We start from the raw sequence: 18,946 nt of genomic DNA on the forward strand, positions 1-18,946 counted from the left end.
GCCTATAAAAACGATCTAAAAAGGATAGCAATCCACCAGCTTTCAACTCAAACACCACAGGTACAAGAGGATCGCATGTAAAAAGCACGCAGTTTTGGCGATCTACCGTACAGTGTTACACAAGGGAGAAGTGGTGGCGTTACCTGGATTTGAACCAGGGACCTAACGATTATGAGTCGTTCGCTCTAACCAACTGAGCTATAACGCCGCTGCGCCGTGAACTATGATAGCGGCTGGCCTACGTCAAGCCAGAAACAACACCAAATGTGCCGGCCTCAAACCCATTTCGCAAGTGGTGGCAAGCTCATCAAGACAGCGTTGGCATCATGGCCCGTTTCAAGCCCGAATTTGGTGCCGCGGTCATAGACCAGATTATACTCAGCATATAACCCGCGATGGATCAGCTGTGCGTCCTTGTCAGCCTCTGTCCAGACCTGCGGCTTGCGCTTTTCCACCAGCGGAACATAGGCCGGCAGAAACGCGCGGCCTATGTCTTGGGTCAGTGCAAAATCCGCCTCCCAATCACCTGTGTTGCGGTCGTCCATAAAGATGCCACCAACTCCACGCGCACGATTGCGGTGCGGGATATAGAAATATTCGTCCGCCCATGCCTTTAGCTTGGGGTAGATATCTTGACCGTGGGGATCGAGATGCTGCTGCTGGGTCGCGTGGAAATGCGCCGTATCCTCGTCATACTCGATACATGGGTTGAGATCGGACCCCCCGCCGAACCACCACGCGCCCGGAGTCCAGAACATGCGCGTGTTCATATGGACCGCCGGCGCATGCGGGTTTTGCATATGCGCCACAAGGCTGATGCCAGACGCCCAAAAGCGCGGATCATCCTCCATCCCCGGAACACCGCGTGCTGCCATCGCCTTTTGCGCGCGTGCGCCAAGGGTACCGTAAACCGTCGAGATATTGACGCCGACCTTTTCGAAAACGCGACCACCGCGCATCACGCTCATCAGACCGCCCCCTGCGTCTGACCCATCCTCTGATGTGCGTGTTGTCTCGCTCACCTCGAAACGGCCTGCATCCATATCGGCCAGCGGACCCGTATCGTGACCATCCTCAAGCCCTTCAAAAGCCGCGACAATATCGTTTCGCAGGGTGCGGAACCATGCGCTGGCACGGTCTTTTTCGGTCTCGAAGGCGTTTGTCATGGTCGTGCTCTCTGTCAGATATTTCTGACACTTTACAGCACACTTATATCCGCGTGAACAGAGGCAGATTATGGGCTAGTGCGCGGGCGCACTGACCGCATCCAGCAGGGACCTGCCCCCGTCGACCACCATCACCTCGCCTGTCATAAAGCTGGAGCTGTCAGCGGCCAGAAACTGTACCGCCTCCACCAACTCGCCGGGGGCGGCAATACGGCCCAAGGGCGTATGACTACGAATGTCATCACGCCACTCACGGTTCTCGGCCACCGAGGCCTTCAGCGAGGCGGACATCACCGACCCGAATGATACCGCATTTACCCTGATCCGGTGAGGCGCCAACGCCAGCGCCATAGAGCGGGTCATCTGGTCCAGCGCGGCAGAAGCGATGGAATAGCCCATCAATTCGGGATGCGTGTGATGCGCGGCAACCGAACTGAGATTGATGATAGAGCCAACCTGACCCTCGGGCTGATCCTCTGCTTGTTTCATCATCCGCTTGGCCACTTGCTGTGACAGGCGCAGGGCGGTCATCAGGTTCTGGTCTATCAGAGTCTCGACGCTGGTATCATCCACGTTCAAGGCATCTGTTGCCATAACCTGCCGCGAGGCGTTGACCAGAATATCGACTTGATCAAAGGCATCAATGGTGGCCGATACCAGATTGGCAATAGTCAAACGCTGCCGCAGGTCGCCTGCGAAAAATCGGATGTTACCCTCGTCCCGCTTTTCGCCCAGCTCTTCCTTGAGCCGCTTTTCATCCATATCGGCGCACATCACATTGGCGCCTTTGTCGGCAAAGGTGCGCGCAATGGCGAGGCCAATACCATTGGCCGCTCCCGTAACGATTGCGGTCTTGCCAGAGATAGAGAAAGACATGGTGTGTCCTTTGACGGGGTCAGCGGCGCTTTCGCAGGGGCCGCAACGCATGGAATAGCTTGAACCGCGCGTCGCCGCCGACTTCTTCGACCTGCGCAAAACGGGTTTTCAGCTCTGCCTCATAGGGCAAATGGCGATTCGCTACCATCCAAAGATGACCCTGCGGTGCCAACAGACGCGCCGCTGACGCGACGAAAGCCTGTCCGATTTGCGGCTCGGAAGCGCGGCCCACATGGAACGGAGGATTCATTACGATCGTATCGAATTTATGCGCAGGCGCCCATTCGGTGGCATCCGCCCAATGAAACTGCGCACGCGGGTCAGCTACATTGCGGCGCGCACATTCTAGCGCCATGTAATTCGCCTCTACCAGATGCACTGCCTCGACACCTTCGCGGGTCAGCGCATGGGCCGAGAGGTACCCCCACCCTGCCCCCAGATCACAGATTTGTTTACCCAGCTTTGCAGGCAACGCATCAGCCAGCAAGGCGGAAGCCAGATCAACACCATCTGCCGAAAACACGCCAGGCGCCGTCCAGAAACCACCTTCTGTCCGCGCAGGCCCAGCAGCCCAATCGGTAAAAAAGTCCGCGGCAGGCGCGTCGATCCAAAACAACTTGCCGTGGCCTTTGGTAACAGGGCCATGGACGCCGACACGGGCTTTCATAGCTTTTAGAATACTCTCGATCCCGTCTGTTTTCTGACCATCGATCACAACCACACCATCGCTAGCGGCGCAGGCCTGCGCGATCATCGCACGCGCCTCTTGTTTGGCACGGGGAAGGCAGACCACTGCGGCGGCATACCGCCCCTCGCTGACCACAGCAGCATCGTAATCACGGGCCGCCCAAGCAGCATGTGCAGGATAGAAATCCTGAATGATCTGGGCACGGTCCTTGGGGATACCATCCAGATCAGCATCGGCAGGTGGGCCGAAAACAGCAATTTTGCCGTCATCAGGCCACTCGAGGCCGCCACCGTCCAGCGCCAGCGGCAATCGCAGATCAATCATTGGTTATTCTTCTTTTTCCATCGTGCATTGCAGCGGATGTTGATGCCTGCGCGCAAAATCCATAACTTGCGCGACTTTGGTCTCGGCAATCTCGTGGCTAAACACGCCGACAACGGCCAGACCTTTTTTGTGTACAGTCAGCATTATCTCGAACGCCTGCGCGTGGTTGAGGCCGAAAAACCGTTCGAGCACGTGCACAACAAATTCCATCGGCGTGAAATCATCGTTCAACAACATAACCTTATACAGCGGCGGCCGCTTGGTCTTGGGCTTAACCTTGGTAAGCAATTCGGTCTCGTCACCGTCTTGCGGGTCTGCCATGTGTATTGGATCAAGGTGCATTGCTGCTCCTGCGGTTATTGCATGTGCGTCGGGGTGTTGTGATGTCTATATAACGTGAAGCGCCCTTTAGAAAAGAGGCGTGTCATAGAAAAGGAGCGTGGACCGCGATGCCCCCTACCCTGACCACCATCGGTTTTGATGCCGATGACACGCTTTGGCACAACGAGCGTTTCTTTGCGATGACACACGATCACTTTGCCGATCTGCTGGCAGAGCATACAGATCGTGACACGTTGATGGATCGTCTGCTCGCAGCCGAACGGCGGAATTTGCCGCATTACGGATTTGGGATCAAAGGCTTCACCCTCTCGATGATCGAGACGGCGATCGAGGTCACGCAGGGCCGCGTGCCCGCGCATGTCATCTCTCAACTGCTCGACGCGGGCCGCGATATGCTGAGCCATAGTGTCGACCTGCTGCCCCATGCTGCCGACACCGTCGAGACATTGCGCCACAGCCATAAAGTGCTGGTGATTACCAAAGGCGACCTGCTGGATCAGGAACGCAAACTGGCCCAGTCGGGTTTGCGCGATCTGTTTGACGGGGTCGAAATCGTCTCTGCCAAGACGCCTGCGGTGTATAATGAGATCTTCGCGCACCATGGCACAGGTGCCGATCAGGGGCTGATGGTTGGCAATTCCATGGCGTCCGATGTGATCCCTATGATTGAGGCCGGAGGTTGGGGGGTATATGCCCCGCATGGCCTAACGTGGGCGGTCGAGCATGCAGAGCCGCCGGACCATCCAAACTACCACGCTATTGATACACTTGGCGATCTGCCCGACCTGATCCAAACCCTCACCCAAGGAGACATCAATGCCGCAAGCTGACCTGAGCTATTCATCCCAAATCCCACTGGATGCAGCTGCGGTTTTAGCCGCAATAGAACAGGCGATCCACAGCCATGACGACGGTGCAGGTGAATGCAAAGGCCGCGCCTATGCACTGGAAGAAACACACCACACCCACGTCTTGCTGCGCCTGCGGATGCTGCAAAAATCGCACCGTGATGATGCCTTTATGCAGGGCCTGCTGGGCGCACTACAAGATGCCTTGCGTCCGTTAATTCCCGCACCCTGTATTCTGGGCATCGAGCTGGGGTTTCTTGAGCCGCATTATCGCTCTGTAACGCTGGATTGAATCAATGCGCGATTCAGCGGGGCGAATTGGGGCAAAGCCTGCCCGATTGCTGCCACATTCCTGCCACATTGGCGGGTGTTGTGGTTAACGCGTGAATCACACCCATATGTGCTATGCTGCGCCGCAGAATTTGTCCTAAATACGTTCAAAACAAGGGTTATCAGACGCGCTAATTCATGCTAGTTTTTGGTTAATCAAAAACACGGCCACTCGAAAAATCGGGGGTCAGAGGCAGAATTAGGCAGGTTATCATGAAGGTGCGGCGCATGCAGCCGGCCCGTTTCGGGCTATTCATTCTTGCGGCTATTTGGCTGTTCGTTCTCGTACCGGTTAGTGCGATGGCAGCACCCTATGCGGCCTATGTCATCGATGCGCGGACGGGCAAAGTGCTGCACGCCCGCAACGCGGAAACGCGACTGCACCCTGCGTCCCTGACCAAGATGATGACCCTTTACATCGCCTTCCAAGCGATCGAGCGGGGCGAAATCTCGCTGGATACCAAAGTACGTATTTCCAAGAACGCCGCCGCCGAGCCGCCAAGCAAGCTTGGCCTCAAGACTGGTCAGCGCATTGCGCTGCGGTATCTGATCCGTGCAGCTGCGATCAAATCCGCCAATGATGCGGCAACGGCAATTGGCGAGGCAATCTCGGGCTCGGAAGCGAAATTTGCCCGTCGGATGAACCGCACCGCAAAGCAGCTGGGCATGACGCGCACTACATTCAAAAACGCCCACGGTCTGACCGAAGCGGGACACCAGTCAACCGCTCGCGACATGACAGTAATGGGGCGCCACCTGCTTTATGACTTCCCACAGTACTACAACCTGTTTTCGCGCATTACTGCCGACGCGGGCGTGCGAAAGGTCAATCACACCAACCGCCGCTTTCTGAATGCATACAAAGGCGCGGACGGAATCAAGACCGGCTATACCCGTGCAGCGGGCTTTAACCTCACCGCCTCTGCCGAGCGAGGGAACGAGCGGATCATCGTGACGGTTTTTGGCGGCAAGTCCACAACATCGCGCAATGCAAAAGTGGCCGAGCTGATGGACCTCGGGTTCCGCCGTGCGCCATCACGCGCACCGCTACGCAAACCCAAAGCGCCCGAATATATTGCCCAGGCCTCCCCCGAAGCAGCCGCGCCACAGAGCAAGCCTGCCCCAGGCGCCAAAGGCAAAACAATCCGCCTGATCCGCGCGGTCAGCACCTCGAAACGGCCTCAACTACGGCCCGGATCGACTGCGCCCGTTGTGGTTGCTGCTGCCCCGATCGAAGACGGCATCAGCGACGTACTTAGCAGCGCGATCACCGCAGCCGTAGCTCAAGCCGTCGAAACCACCGCTCCTGCAGAAACACCAACAGCATTGGCACCCAAACCCCAGCCTGCGGCCAAACCTGTCGAAAACGTGGTACTCGCGGCGGCTACGGCATCAATCCGTCCTACCCTGCGTCCCAAAGGGCTGGTCGTGATCGACGCGCAACCCAAAGCGAAAAAAGCCAAAGCCCCACAAGAAGTCGTCACACGCGTTTCGACCTCTGGCGGGCAGCATTGGGGTGTGAATGTGGGACGGTACGGCAGCCGCTATGCAGCGGAGAAGGTGTTGATCAAAACTGCACTGGCTGAAATGGCCACGCTTAATGGCTCACTGCGCAAGGTAATCCGAAAACCCCAAGGGTTTGATGCTAACTTCCTTGGAATGACACGAGAGACAGCGGACCTTGCATGCCGCAGGTTGAAGGCCCGCAACGTGAGCTGTTTTATGATCGGACCGGGCTAAACAGCCCGCATGCACTAAGGGTTTCGCCCTTCGCGCTTTAGCCATGTGACAAAGGCCTTGAGTGGCGGGCGCATAACCCCTTTGCGTGTTACGATGTGATAGCCTGTGCGGCCGCCTTTTTCCTCATGCAGCACACGCAGGCGCCCCGCCTCTATATCGCGCTGAACAAAGCGGCGCACAGTCACCGCTATCCCCTGCCCGTCGCGCGCACCATCCACCAATAGGTTTCCCGGCACCCGCAACATGCCAGCTGCGCGGCGGGTAACACCGTGTTTCTCCAGCCAGCTGGTCGATTCTGAATTGCCAAATTCCTCCATCCACGGAAATTGCGCGAGAGCATCCAGATCAGTGTAAGGCGCATCGCCCACCAGCGCAGGCGCGCCAACAACGACCATCGTGCTTTCCCATAGCAGCGTATCGTCCAGATCAGGCCAATTGCCTGTGCCAAACCTAATGGCCAGATCAATGCCATCAGGGCCCAAACTGACCACCTCGGGCGTGGGATCAATCATCAGATCAATCTGGGGATGGGCCGCACGAAAGCCTGCAAGACGCGGCATCAACCAAGAGGCTGCAAACGTTGGCGTGACCGAGATGTGCAAAGGCCGCGCATCGCGCGCACCCGTTAGCGCCGCTACCCCTTCACCCATCAACGCAAAGCCACCGCGCAATGCGCGCGCCAGCTGCTCGCCCTCGGATGTAAGACGCATGGCGCGGCCCGATCTATCAAGAAGCGACGCGTTCAAATGCGTCTCTAGCACCCTGAGCTGTTGACTGACCGCTGCATGCGATACCCCCAGCGCATCGCCGGCACCAATAACATTTCCTTTCTCTGCAAAGGCCGCAAAGGCCCGCAAAGCAGAGAGCGGCGGCAGACTTCGCCAGTCCATATGTTATCCTTACTTACATGTCGTCAATATGCATGACTCGCATCCTAACTCCTCTCGGTCAAGTATCAGAGCACACAAGAGGAGACAGACCATGATCAATATTTACGCCCATACCTTTATGACAGCCACCCGCACCGGAGAAATTTGCGTGACCGATGTTCCTTCGGTGCCTGAAAACAAACGCCACCGCTGGTTCAAACGCCGCAAGACCCGCTGCATTGACCCAACAAAACTGTAAGGAAATCCAACATGACAAATGCCCTGATTCTCGTGGATATTCAAAACGATTATTTCACCGGCGGTCTGTGGCCGGTGGAAGATATGGACAAAGTCGCGACAGCTGCGGCCAAGGTGCTTGCTGATGCACGGGCTGCGGGTAGCCATATCATCCATATCCGCCATGAGGCACTCTCGGCTACTGCGCCCTTCTTTCGACCAGCGACCGAAGGCGCGGAGATCCATCAAAGCGTAGCACCAAAAACAGATGAGCAGGTGATCCTGAAACACAGGCCCAACAGCTTTCACGAGACGGAACTGCACGCGCACTTAACAGCACATGACGTTACCCACCTCACGGTGATCGGCGCAATGAGCCAGATGTGCATAGATGCCACCGTCCGTGCGGCCCGTGATCTGGGCTATGATGTAACGGTGGTAGCCGAGGCTTGCGGCGCCAAATCAGCCAGCTTTGGCGGGCAAAAACTGACGGCCGCACAGGTGCAAGCAGCGTTCATGTCAGGTCTGGCGCAAGCCTATGCGACAGTAATCTAGGTCGCGGCCTGCAACAGTGTGCGCGTGTATTCAGTCTGCGGATTATCATACAGCGCATTAACATCGCCGTATTCGACCACATCGCCCCGTTTCATCACCATCACGCGGTGCGACATCGCGCGCACGACCCGTAAATCATGGCTGATAAACAGATAAGCCAGTCCGTACTTGACCTGCAATGCGCGCAGCAGATCAACGATCTGTACCTGCACGGTCATATCCAACGCACTTGTGGGTTCATCCAGAACCAGCAGGCGCGGGCGCAAAACCATTGCACGGGCAATGGCAATACGCTGGCGCTGCCCGCCAGAAAACTCGTGCGGGTAGCGGTCCATTGTGGCTGGGTCCAGACCCACCTCTACCATCACGTCATGTACCAACTCGCGCTTGTCGCGCGTCGGATCAACATTATGAATCGTCAAACCCTCAGCGATAATCTGCATGCAGGTCATGCGCGGGGACAGGCTGCCAAAGGGATCCTGAAACACAATCTGCATGTCCTTGCGCAAACGCCGCAGTTCCTTGGTGGACCATTTGCGCACGTCATTGCCCATGAAACGGATTCCCCCTTCGGAGGCGATAAGGCGCATGATCGCGAGGGCCAGCGTAGTCTTGCCTGATCCGCTCTCTCCGACGATGCCAATCGTTTCGCCCGCGCGCACGCTCAGGCTGGCATCGTTGACAGCCTTTACATGCCCCACAGTTCGGCGCAGCAAACCCTGCTGAATGGGAAACCAGATTTTTAAATTCTCGGTCTCTGCAATGGTTTCGGCATCCTCTGCCACAGGCGCAGGGCTACCGGTAGGCTCCGCACCCAACAGTTTCTGCGTGTAAGGATGCTGTGGATTGTCAAAGATTTCGGTGGTCGGGCCTTGCTCCACAATCTCGCCATGCTGCATCACGCAAACCCGATCAGCGATGCGACGCACTACACCTAAATCGTGGGTAATAAACAGAAGGCCCATGCCTTCACTGTCTTTCAGATCTTTCAGCAAATCGAGGATCTGCGCCTGAATGGTCACGTCCAGCGCGGTGGTCGGTTCATCCGCAATCAGCACGTCAGGTTTGTTCGCTAGGGCCATCGCGATCATCACACGCTGGCGCTGGCCACCAGACAATTGGTGTGGATATGCCCCCATGCGGCTTTCAGCATCGTTGATACCGACCTTTTCCAGCAATTCCAGAATACGTTGTCGCAGCGCGTCACCAGTCAGCCCCTGATGCAATGTCAGCGATTCTGCCAGCTGTTTGTCAATCGTGTGCAGCGGATTGAGCGACGTCATCGGTTCTTGAAAGATAAAGCTGATGTCGTTGCCACGTACTTTGCGCAACAGCGCATCATTTGCGCCGATCATCTGCTGTCCCTCGTAGGTGACGGACCCTTCTACAAAAGCTGTCTCACCCAGCAGGCTCACCGTGCTGAGCGCCGATACCGATTTACCCGACCCGCTCTCTCCCACCAGCGCGACAGTCTCACCCCGCTCTAAATGAAACGAAATGCCCTTAACCGCAGGGGTTAGTGCGCCATCCTGACGGAAGGACACGCGAAGGTCTTTTACATCCAGAAGAGGCGTCATCAGCTAAAGGTCTTTCTGGGATCGAACGCATCGCGGACCCCCTCAAAGATAAATACCAGCAGCGACAGCATGATCGCAAAGGTGAAAAAAGCAGTAAAGGCGAGCCATGGTGCCTGTAGGTTCTGCTTGGCTTGCAAGGTCAACTCCCCCAGCGAAGGCGCCGAGGACGGCAGGCCAAAGCCCAGAAAATCAAGCACAGCCAGCGAGGAAATCGTGCCTGTGATCAGAAAGGGCAGCATTGTCAGCGTGGCAACCATTGCGTTGGGTAGCATATGGCGGAACATGATCGTCGTATTACTCACACCCAAGGCCCGCGCCGCGCGCACATACTCAAGGTTACGCGCGCGCAAAAACTCGGCCCGCACGACTCCCACCAGTGCCGTCCAACTGAACAGCACCAACAAGAATACAAGAAGCCAGAAACTTCGCCCCAATATCGCGAACATGATAATAATAACGTAGAGCGACGGTGTAGACGTCCATATCTCGATCACCCGCTGGAAGATCAGATCAAGCCAGCCGCCAAAGAAGCCCTGCACAGCACCAGCTGCGATACCGATGATCGTACTCAGGCCCGTTACCAGCAAAGTGAAAACAATGCTCAGGCGGAAGCCATGGATAACCCGCGCCATTACATCCCGTTTGGTCCCGTCTGTGCCGAGCAGGTTCTCGCCATTAGGTGGCAGCGGGGCTGCACCTGGGCGGTCGACGGCAGTGTCATAGCTGAAAGGGATCGGCGGCCACAGCGCCCAACCCTGTTGAAAACCCTCGGTGGTACTGTCAAAAGTCCCGGCGTCAATTTTCTCAATGATGCCCTCAGGATCGTCGAAACAGTCCTCCAATCCCCCACTGGCGATCAGGCATTTGACCTCTGGATCACGGTAGGCCGCCTCGGTCTCGAAATCGCCGCCGAATGCGGTTTCAGGATAGAAACTAAAGACCGGCGTGTACATTTCCCCGCGATAGTTCACGAGGATCGGTTTGTCGTTGGCCAGAAACTCGGCAAACAAAGACAAGGTGAAGACGATCGAAAACACCCATAGCGACCAGTAAGCACGCCTGTTGCGCGTGAAATTACGCCAGCGGCGTTGATTGAGCGGAGACAGTGCCATCAACCTTCTCTCTTCTCGAAATCAATGCGCGGATCAACCAGCACATACATCAGATCGGAAATGATACCGACCACCAGACCGATCAGGCCAAAGATGAACAACGTGCCAAACACGATAGGATAATCCCGCGCGACGGCCGCCTCGAACCCCAAACGCCCCAGACCGTCGAGTGAAAAGATCGTCTCGATGATCAGGCTGGAGCCAAAAAAGACGCCGATAAAGACAGCTGGAAACCCTGCAATTACGATCAACATCGCATTGCGGAACACGTGGCCGTAAAGGACCTTGCTCTCGGAAAGGCCCTTGGCACGGGCCGTCATGACATAGTGTTTTTTGATCTCGTCGAGAAAGCTGTTTTTGGTCAGCAACGTCAGCGTCGCAAACGCAGAGATGGTTGAGGCAAGCACAGGCAGGGTGATGTGCCAGAAATAGTCCTTTACCTTGCCCCACGCGCTCAGCTCGTCAAAGTTGTCTGATGTCAGGCCACGCAGCGGAAAAAGCTCATAACAGGTGGGGTTGTAGGCTGCGCCATTCTCCCAGATATCCGCGAGACCGGGAATACGAAAACAGTTGGCAGGCACAAAAAGCACCAGCAGCAAGATAGCAAACAGAAAACCAGGGATCGCATATGCCGCGATGATCGCACCCGAGGTCCACGTATCGAACCGCGATCCATCGCGCACGGCCTTCTTGATCCCCAGCGGGATGGATATCAGATATGCGATCAACGTAGACCAAAGCCCCAGCGTGATCGACACGGGCAATTTTTCCTTAATCAGATCTATGACCGAGATAGACCTGAAGTAACTATCGCCGAAATCGAACTGCATATAATTCCAGAGCATATTGAAAAACCGCTGAACAGGCGGCTTGTCAAATCCGAATTCTTTTTCCAGTTCTTCAATAAACTCGGGCGGTAGACCGCGCGCACCGACATAATCACTGTCAGAACCTCGCTGAAACTCGGTCCCGCCACCGCCATCATTGCCGCCGCCCGCAAACCCGCCAAAGACGTCGCCACCGCCTTGGATGCGCGCAATCGCTTGTTCGACAGGACCACCTGGCACAAATTGCACAAGTGTAAAGTTGACCAACATAATCCCGAACAGGGTGACGGGGATCAGCAAAAACCTTCGCAGAATATACGCGCCCATGAATGGCTACCTCAGCACACCAGCATCGCGCAGTTTTTGCGCTTTTTCGGCGTTGTACCACCAGAAATCGAGATGTCCCAGTGCATAGGCAGGCATGTTTTCGGGATGTTCGTACATATCGTAATAGGACACCCAAAAGCTGTCGTTATACCATACAGGGATCATAAACAGCTCGTACCGCAGGGCGCGATCCAGCGCCATGATCGCTGTATCTTCTGCCTCTGATGTTTCGGAATTGAGTGAAGCGTCAATAATCGCATCCACCAGCGGGCTTGCCAGACCAGCAGGGTTGAACAGCGAAAACGCCGCCGAGTCCGAACCGTAGTATTGCAGCAAACCAGTGCCAGAGCCGAGGATCGGGGCGTATTGATCAAACAACAGATCATAATCACGATCACGTTCGCGGGCGGTATATTGAGAACCGTCGACTTTTTCCAACGTTGCATCGATTCCGATTGCGCCAAGATTGCTTACAAAGTTCTCTATAACTGCCGAGAGTGTCGGGCCACTTGAGGAGTTGAACAAAAAGTTGATTTTAAGCAAATCACCCGCGGCATTGCGGCGCTTTCCGTCAACCACGGTCCACCCTGCGGCGTCCAACAAATCACTTGCTGCCCGGCGATTGGTGCGATCCAGCAGGCGCGTTGCCCGTGAAGTATGCGGCACAACCGCGTCTTGGGTCAGCAGCTCGTCAGGAACAACATCGCCCAACGACTTTAGCAGAGCAAGCTCGGCGCCCTCAGGCTTGCCGACCGCCATCAACGGTGTGTCTTGACTGAAAGACACCCGCTGCTTGAACAGACCGTATTGCAAGCTCTCATTTGTCCATTCAAAGTTGAACATCTGCGCAATGGCCTGACGCACACGTTTGTCCTTTAGCACCTCGCTCCCCAGATTAAAGATGATGCCGGTCGGGATAGGAGGCGCGCCGTCGGGCAGCTCCTTTTTGACAATATATCCGTTTTGAACTTTCGGAAAATCATAGTCTACAGCCCATTTTCGGGAGTCAGTTTCTTGGCGGAAAGTGTATAGACCCGTCTTAAACCCTTGGAATGATGCAGTATCATCCGTGATGATTTCCTGCCTGATACGGTCAAAGTTGTTGCGGCCTATATTAAAGGGCAGATCTTCGCCCCAGTAGTCCTCAACCCGCTCCAACACGATGGAACGGGTCAGATCTTCCGTAACTATCTTATACGGCCCAGACCCGATTGGCAGGTTATCCCCGCGCCAGTCATCAGACATTTTCACGCCGGTTTTTTCAAACCACGCTTTTGACCAGATCGGTCCATTGCCTGCAGATGCAATTAGACTGCGGCGCGGAATACCATCCGCAAAGGAGAATTTGACCGTATAGTCATCCAGTGCCTCAACGCCAATCACGCGTTTGCGAATGTTATCTGCAGCAGACTTCAAGCCACCGTCGAGGTAGAAATTATGCGAGAACACAACGTCATGCGCTGTAACGGGTGAGCCATCCGAGAACCTTGCGTTCTTGCGCATGTTGAAAATGACCCATGATTTGTCGGCCGGATACTCAAGCGTTTCGCACAGCAGGCAATAGTACTCTGCATAGACATCAGCAGGTGCGGCCACATAACTTGGTGCGCGGCCCAGCACGCCCTCATAATGCATAATCGAGAACAAACCCGCGCGCCCCTTGCCGTTGTAAGGGTTCATCGAATCAAGTGCGCTGGGGCGGGCTACGGAAATTTCGCCACCCTTTGGCGCATCAGGATTGACGTAATCAAAATGCGGATAATCCGCAGGGTACTTCAGATCCCCGTAAAAAGAGTAGCCGTGGCTCTTGATGATCTCTTCGTGGTTCTCCGCTGTGGCTGCTCCTGCCCAGACGGCGCTTGCTGCGGCAAAAAGAACTGCGCCGCTTAGGCGGGTCAACTGTGGGCGGCGTATCCATTGCGGAAGACGAGACATCATGGGCGGGCTCCTGATTACAAATCAAACGGGTATTCCAGACGAAAGATAGGCTAATCGCGGCGCGCGCCAAGTTACAAGTTGCAAACCTGTGATCTAACGGAAATCTGATGCCAAACACCAAAAAGGCCGCCCTGAGGCGACCTTTTGTATTCTTCAGTCAAGCACAACTGCACTATCAGTCGTCGAGGCTGTCCAGATAGGCGATGACGTCTGCACGGTCCTGCGGTTTGCTAAGACCAGCAAAACCCATTGTCGTGCCTGGTGCCCAGCTGCTGGGGCGCTCAAGAAACGCGCTCAGGTTTTCAGGCGTCCAGACATCCGCCTGTGTCACCAAGTTGCCCGAATATTCAAAGCCGTTCGCTGCCGCAATATCACGACCAACAACACCGTGCAGGTAAGGACCAACTGCATTCTCACCCGCTTCCACTTTGTGGCATGCGGTACATTTACGGAAGACCTTTGCACCGTCTTCAACAGAGGCCGAGGCCAGCAGCTCTTCGAACGGCACTTCTGGCTCGGGCTCGGCCGCTTCTGCGCCTTCAACTTCAATCACATAGGAAGCTTCACCGTGCAGGGACGCATGGTACAGCTCTTCGCCGCCCCATTTGCCCAGCAACAGCACCAGCCACGCACCAAGCACACCGGCAGCAACTTTCGTAAGGGTCATTGTATCCATGGGTCAGTCCATCGCTATAATTTGTTCATTCGTTTGACGCGCTATCTATTGCTTTCCCTGCCTGCAAGCAAGATGTAGTTACCGCGACCAAACGACCAAGTGTGAATGTTTTTACAAAGGACCGATGTGATGACCGCAAACCAGCCGCCGCGCATCGCGTTTCAGGGCGCATTGGGCGCCTACAGCCACGAGGCTTGCCTCCAAGCGCGCCCTGACGGCATCCCCGTACCATGCACAACATTTGAGGGTGTTTTGCGCGCAGTGCGCGAGGATCGTGCCGACCTGGCGATGCTACCTGTCGAAAACACCACTTATGGGCGGGTGGCCGATATCCACCGCCTGCTGCCCGAAAGCGGGATGCACATTATTCATGAAACATTCGTGCGCGTGCGCATTGCCCTTATGGCGCGCCCGGGTGTGACACTGGATCAAATCAAGCATGTCCGCGCCCATCTGGTGCTTTTACCGCAAGCGCGAAGCTATCTGACAGAGCACGGCATAACATCCGAACCTGCGGCAGACAGCGCAGGTGCAGCACAAGAGTTGGCCGCAAGCGGGCCGGATCACGAAGGCGTCTTGGCAAGCTCCGTCGCGGCCAAAATACACGGGCTGGACGTTCTGGCAGACGGGATTGAAGATCTCGACCACAACACAACGCGCTTCTTGCTCATGGGGAAAGATATTGATCTGACGCGGCGCGGGGAAAAAATGATGACCACTTTTGTCTTTGAAGTGCGCAACATCCCTGCCGCACTATATAAAGCCATGGGCGGTTTTGCCACGAACGGCGTGAACATGACCAAGCTGGAGAGCTATATGGTTGGCGGCTCGTTCACCGCTACCCAGTTTTATGCCGATATCGAAGGCCACCCAGACGACCCGCCGGTTCAACGTGCGCTGGAAGAGCTCGGCTATTTCACCAACATGTTGGACATTCTGGGCGTCTACCCTGCCCATCCCGGTCGCTGGGACATCAAGGCCTGATACCTAGGCGCGGTTGTGACGGTCTTCCATTTGCTTTGCAAACTCAGCCACCCGCAGCTTGTACTTTTTGGTAAGCGATGTCTTGGCCAACTTGAGAGACTGCACCAACAGGCGCGCCGACAGGTTCAGCGGCTTGATATCGAATGACACCATCACGCGGGTACGGCTTTTGGACAGAGCGACAAGCTCAATCGTCATCATCGTCAACAACCCTTGCGAGCGACACTCAAGCACCATTTCGTTGGGCTTGTCGAATGTGACAGTCTCAATGTCTACCTGACGGCGCTTTCCGCGCAAGTTGAATGCAGCGCGCCACGACGTACCGACACCGGGGACCGACTTTGTGTCTGTACGCTGGATATCTGCACCGCGTCGCATTGCCGCACGCTCAAACACTTCGTAATCGCACAGCATGTCATACACTGCCGCAATTGGTGCTTCGACATCTTCTTTCGTCGAAAACTTCATGCAAGCCTCACTCGTTATTCTTATTGTTCGGGTTTCACTGTACGAACAGCTCCACTCGGAAGTTTAGAGCGCGCAGCCTATCGGTCAACTCCCGTATCTACGTATTCGTTAACAATTAGTTAACAGAAATTCTAGTCTAGCGTGTCTGATAGCCAGCGTTCGATCAGAAAATGTGCAATGGCGCCTTTACGGGCGGGCATGATTTCTGGGTGATGGCCCTGCGAAACTGTCATCATTTCTTCGCGCGTGACCCAGCGTGCGTCCTCGATCTCGACTGGGTCGATGGTGATCTGGTCACTCGTCGCGTGCCCCCAGCAACCGAACATCAAGGAAGCAGGAAACGGCCAGGGCTGACTGGCCAGATACCCGACCTCACCCACACGCACACCTGATTCTTCAAACACCTCGCGGCGCACCGCCGCCTCCAACGTCTCACCCGGTTCGACAAAACCCGCAAGCAAGGAGTACATCCCCTGCGGCCACCCTGGCGAGCGCCCGACAAGAACCGAATTACCATGAGTAATCAGCATGATAACAACGGGGTCCGTCCGTGGGAAATGCGACGCGCCGCAGCTGCCACAGCTACGCTGCCAGCCGCCTTGGCTGATCTGTGTCTGGGCACCGCACCGTGCGCAGAACTGGTGGATTGCGTGCCAGCCGAACACGGCCCTGCCAGAGGCTGCCAGCTCTGCGTCGCGCGGTGTCAGCCATGTCATAACACGGCGCAATTCTGCAAACACCATCCAGTCGGGCAAGGCAGGGTGGCGTTGCTCGGAAGGGTCCAGAAACCCGCCAAGGCTACTCTCGTCCAGACCAGCAGGGGTCCAAGAGGAAATATCTACCGCAAACACAGGTCCCCCCTCTTCGCGCCCCAGCAAGATGGGCGATTCTGCCGCATCATTAAGAACCGCATGATCCATCCCCAGACGGATCAATCCGGCAGGACGCTCTGTCGACATCAGGGGCTTGCCGCGCCAAAAGACAATTGCGCGGGCGTCAGGATCCGCCGCCGCAGCAGCAAGCCCGTCAGGGTTGCCCCGCAATTCTCCCGCGCGGTCCAGCCCCGATCCCCCGAATGTCACATGCTCTGCGTTCTTCATCTTTTCGCCCCTTTGTTCCGCATCCAGCTTAACGTCAAATCCAGCAACAGCCACCCAAGCGCGCCATTCCGACGCTCCGTCAAGTGACTATGTGATTTACCCTTGCAACCAGCGGTGGTATTTTTTGGTATGTGCGCAAAACCGACCCGCTCCCTCGCTCCCGAAACGCGCAACATTGCGCGATTGAGGATATTGGCGACCACGGATTTGCACGGTCATTTGTTGCCACATGACTACATTACAGATCGCCCGACACAAGGCGGTGGATTGGCGGGATTGGCCCGCTTGATAAACGAGGCACGCGCGCAAGCGCAGGCCGACGACACTCCGACGCTCTTGTTTGACAACGGGGACACCTTTCAGGGCACCCCCCTCGCCAGCCATCTGGCCCAGCAGGAAGTGGACCGCAATCATCCGATCATCGCCGCACTTAACCTGCTGAAATACGATGCGCTGGGATTAGGGAATCACGATCTGGACCACGGACTGACCTACCTCAAGTCAGTCGCGTCAGCGCTGGACATGCCGATCCTTAACTCAAACCTGCGCGATGTTGATCTGCGACCTTTGCGCGATAGCCTTTTAATACAAGTGCCAGTTGGCACCGATGCCCTTGCCCCGCTAACCGTCGGCGTACTCTCTGTCCTCCCGATGCAAAGTGCTGCATGGAACAGTGATCACCTTGGTGCGCAGGCAAGTATTCAAATTCCGGCCGAGTGTATCGCGGACCGCGCGGACAGCCTGCGGGCAGCTGGGGCCGATTTGGTTGTCACGCTTGCCCACATGGGGGTGGGCCACCAAGACAGATCCGATAGCGATGGGCAGGCCGCACAAGCACTGGCAACGGGTGGGCATATTGATGCTCTGATTTTGGGGCACACGCACCGTCACCTGCCTGCCCCCGATTACGCAGAGCGTGAAGGCGTAGACATCCACAACAGCACACTGAGCGGTGTACCTGCCGTGATGGCGGGGCATGCCGGATCAAATCTGGCTGTCATGGACCTTGATCTGAAATACGACCTATCCCGCGGCTGGCAAGTTGTAGGGCATAATTGCGCGTTACGACCGAATGGCGCGAATGTCATACCAGACCCCGCGATTTCCGCGCTGGCCGCCCCGCAGCACGCCGCTGTCAGGGGGGGGTTACGCGCGCCTGTAGCGACGGCGACACAAGATATGCACAGCTATTTCTCCCTCGCAGCTCCGGCGCGCACGCAATATCTGACCGCACGGGCGCACTACCTTATCGCACAGAAATCCCTGACCGGTCGGCCTGAGGCAGCGCAGCCACTGCTGGCTGCGGCAGCGGCACATGGCGCTGGGGGACGTGACGGACTTGGCAATTATCTGTGCATCCCTGAAGGGCCGGTACTACGCCGCCACATCGCAGGGCTGGTCCCTTTCGCAAACCGCGTTGTCGTTGTCAGCATGTCAGCGATTGAACTGCATCAGTGGCTGGAACACGGGGCATTGGTTTTTAACAAATTGGCCCCTGATACGCCGCATCAGATGTTGGTGAACGAAGAAATCCCCGCTTTCCAGTTCGATACAATCTACGGGCTTGAATACACCATCAACCCCGCCGCGCCGCCGCTGAAGCGGATATCGGATATGACCTATCAGGGCGCCCCACTCGATCCGGATCAGGTATTTAATCTGGCAACCACGCGGTTCCGCATTGCCGGCGGAGGGGGCTACACGCCGATACCCGATGCACGCATCGTCACGACCAGCCGGATGTCGCTGCACGAAGCCATGCTGGAGGTCCTGGCAACGCCAGAAGCAGACCCTTGGAAGGGCCAAATCCCTTGGCGTTTCCAATCATTGGAGAACACCTCGGCGATCCTGCTAACCCATCCCGATGCGCTCGATTGTCTTGCAGGTATCGCGCACCTGCGGCCTCGTTTGCTAGGCTCTACGCCAGATGGATTTATCAAATTATCTATTACGCTCTAGCCT

General features: G+C 56.3%; 19 protein-coding genes and 1 tRNA gene. 7 read left to right on the forward strand and 13 right to left on the reverse strand.

Going from position 1 to position 18,946, the window contains the following annotated elements; translation table 11 throughout:
• Positions 1 to 131: 131 nt before the first annotated feature.
• The 5 genes from Q0903_RS04255 to clpS form a co-directional block, all read right to left on the reverse strand.
• A tRNA-Met gene (locus tag Q0903_RS04255) sits at positions 132 to 208 on the reverse strand.
• Between the two features lie 67 nt (positions 209 to 275).
• Complete coding sequence (hemF, locus tag Q0903_RS04260; RefSeq protein WP_299413122.1) at positions 276 to 1,166, reverse strand: oxygen-dependent coproporphyrinogen oxidase; 891 nt, start codon at positions 1,164 to 1,166, stop codon at positions 276 to 278.
• 75 nt (positions 1,167 to 1,241) lie between these two features.
• Complete coding sequence (locus tag Q0903_RS04265) at positions 1,242 to 2,042, reverse strand: SDR family oxidoreductase (RefSeq protein WP_299413125.1); 801 nt, start codon at positions 2,040 to 2,042, stop codon at positions 1,242 to 1,244.
• A 19-nt stretch (positions 2,043 to 2,061) separates the two neighbouring features.
• Positions 2,062 to 3,054, reverse strand: coding sequence for a class I SAM-dependent methyltransferase (locus tag Q0903_RS04270; RefSeq protein WP_299413128.1), 993 nt, complete (start codon positions 3,052 to 3,054; stop codon positions 2,062 to 2,064).
• A 3-nt stretch (positions 3,055 to 3,057) separates the two neighbouring features.
• A complete protein-coding gene (clpS, locus tag Q0903_RS04275) occupies positions 3,058 to 3,396 on the reverse strand; it encodes an ATP-dependent Clp protease adapter ClpS (RefSeq protein ID WP_299025542.1) in 339 nt (112 codons plus the stop codon).
• Positions 3,397 to 3,503: 107 nt separating this feature from the next.
• Here clpS and Q0903_RS04280 point away from each other — a divergent pair, with 107 nt between their 5' ends.
• The 3 genes from Q0903_RS04280 (at position 3,504) to Q0903_RS04290 (ending at position 6,314) form a co-directional block, all read left to right on the forward strand.
• The gene (locus tag Q0903_RS04280; protein WP_299413131.1) at positions 3,504 to 4,226 is read left to right on the forward strand and encodes an HAD family hydrolase; all 723 of its coding nucleotides are present in this window, start codon (positions 3,504 to 3,506) and stop codon (positions 4,224 to 4,226) included.
• Positions 4,213 to 4,536, forward strand: coding sequence for a hypothetical protein (locus tag Q0903_RS04285; protein ID WP_299025548.1), 324 nt, complete (start codon positions 4,213 to 4,215; stop codon positions 4,534 to 4,536). Before Q0903_RS04280 ends, Q0903_RS04285 begins: the two co-directional genes overlap by 14 nt.
• A 251-nt stretch (positions 4,537 to 4,787) precedes the next feature.
• Positions 4,788 to 6,314 carry a serine hydrolase gene (locus tag Q0903_RS04290; RefSeq protein ID WP_299413133.1) on the forward strand — a complete coding sequence of 509 codons (1,527 nt, stop codon included), beginning with the start codon at positions 4,788 to 4,790 and terminating at the stop codon, positions 6,312 to 6,314.
• Between the two features lie 14 nt (positions 6,315 to 6,328).
• Here Q0903_RS04290 and Q0903_RS04295 read toward each other — a convergent pair whose 3' ends face one another.
• Entirely contained in the window at positions 6,329 to 7,204 is an 876-nt protein-coding gene (locus Q0903_RS04295; RefSeq protein ID WP_299413136.1) for a LysR family transcriptional regulator, read from the reverse strand.
• Positions 7,205 to 7,295: 91 nt separating this feature from the next.
• On the opposite strand from Q0903_RS04295, the gene Q0903_RS04300 reads away from it, so the two are divergent.
• Positions 7,296 to 7,442: a hypothetical protein gene (locus tag Q0903_RS04300; RefSeq protein WP_299025555.1), complete on the forward strand. Its 147-nt coding sequence runs from the start codon at positions 7,296 to 7,298 to the stop codon at positions 7,440 to 7,442.
• 11 nt (positions 7,443 to 7,453) lie between these two features.
• Positions 7,454 to 7,975: a cysteine hydrolase family protein gene (locus tag Q0903_RS04305; RefSeq protein WP_299413138.1), complete on the forward strand. Its 522-nt coding sequence runs from the start codon at positions 7,454 to 7,456 to the stop codon at positions 7,973 to 7,975.
• Here the strand turns inward: Q0903_RS04305 and Q0903_RS04310 are convergent.
• The 5 genes from Q0903_RS04310 to Q0903_RS04330 all read right to left on the reverse strand — a co-directional run bounded on the left by Q0903_RS04310 (position 7,972) and on the right by Q0903_RS04330 (position 14,432).
• Entirely contained in the window at positions 7,972 to 9,552 is a 1,581-nt protein-coding gene (locus Q0903_RS04310; protein WP_299413141.1) for an ABC transporter ATP-binding protein, read from the reverse strand. The genes Q0903_RS04305 and Q0903_RS04310 overlap by 4 nt on opposite strands.
• A complete protein-coding gene (locus Q0903_RS04315) occupies positions 9,552 to 10,664 on the reverse strand; it encodes an ABC transporter permease (protein ID WP_299413143.1) in 1,113 nt (370 codons plus the stop codon). The genes Q0903_RS04310 and Q0903_RS04315 overlap by 1 nt, the downstream gene beginning before the upstream one ends.
• Positions 10,664 to 11,818 carry a microcin C ABC transporter permease YejB gene (yejB, locus tag Q0903_RS04320; RefSeq protein ID WP_299025567.1) on the reverse strand — a complete coding sequence of 385 codons (1,155 nt, stop codon included), beginning with the start codon at positions 11,816 to 11,818 and terminating at the stop codon, positions 10,664 to 10,666. The genes Q0903_RS04315 and yejB overlap by 1 nt, the downstream gene beginning before the upstream one ends.
• A 6-nt stretch (positions 11,819 to 11,824) precedes the next feature.
• The gene (locus Q0903_RS04325; protein ID WP_299025570.1) at positions 11,825 to 13,756 is read right to left on the reverse strand and encodes an extracellular solute-binding protein; all 1,932 of its coding nucleotides are present in this window, start codon (positions 13,754 to 13,756) and stop codon (positions 11,825 to 11,827) included.
• A gap of 175 nt (positions 13,757 to 13,931) precedes the next feature.
• On the reverse strand, positions 13,932 to 14,432 hold the full coding sequence (locus Q0903_RS04330) for a cytochrome c family protein (protein WP_299025573.1): 501 nt from the start codon (positions 14,430 to 14,432) through the stop codon (positions 13,932 to 13,934).
• A 129-nt stretch (positions 14,433 to 14,561) separates the two neighbouring features.
• Between Q0903_RS04330 and Q0903_RS04335 the strand changes: the two genes are divergently transcribed.
• On the forward strand, positions 14,562 to 15,416 hold the full coding sequence (locus Q0903_RS04335) for a prephenate dehydratase (RefSeq protein WP_299413148.1): 855 nt from the start codon (positions 14,562 to 14,564) through the stop codon (positions 15,414 to 15,416).
• Positions 15,417 to 15,419: 3 nt separating this feature from the next.
• Here the strand turns inward: Q0903_RS04335 and Q0903_RS04340 are convergent, their stop codons facing one another.
• Both Q0903_RS04340 and nudC read right to left on the reverse strand, forming a co-directional pair.
• Positions 15,420 to 15,884 (reverse strand): SRPBCC family protein, encoded by a 465-nt coding sequence (locus Q0903_RS04340; protein ID WP_299025579.1) that lies wholly within the window; start codon positions 15,882 to 15,884, stop codon positions 15,420 to 15,422.
• A gap of 131 nt (positions 15,885 to 16,015) precedes the next feature.
• Positions 16,016 to 16,984 carry an NAD(+) diphosphatase gene (gene nudC / locus Q0903_RS04345; RefSeq protein ID WP_299413151.1) on the reverse strand — a complete coding sequence of 323 codons (969 nt, stop codon included), beginning with the start codon at positions 16,982 to 16,984 and terminating at the stop codon, positions 16,016 to 16,018.
• 129 nt (positions 16,985 to 17,113) lie between these two features.
• Here nudC and Q0903_RS04350 point away from each other — a divergent pair, with 129 nt between their 5' ends.
• Positions 17,114 to 18,943: a 5'-nucleotidase C-terminal domain-containing protein gene (locus Q0903_RS04350; protein WP_299413153.1), complete on the forward strand. Its 1,830-nt coding sequence runs from the start codon at positions 17,114 to 17,116 to the stop codon at positions 18,941 to 18,943.
• Positions 18,944 to 18,946 lie beyond the last annotated feature (3 nt).

The sequence above is a fragment of the uncultured Sulfitobacter sp. genome, from assembly GCF_947502895.1.
Taxonomy (GTDB): Bacteria; Pseudomonadota; Alphaproteobacteria; order Rhodobacterales; family Rhodobacteraceae; genus Sulfitobacter.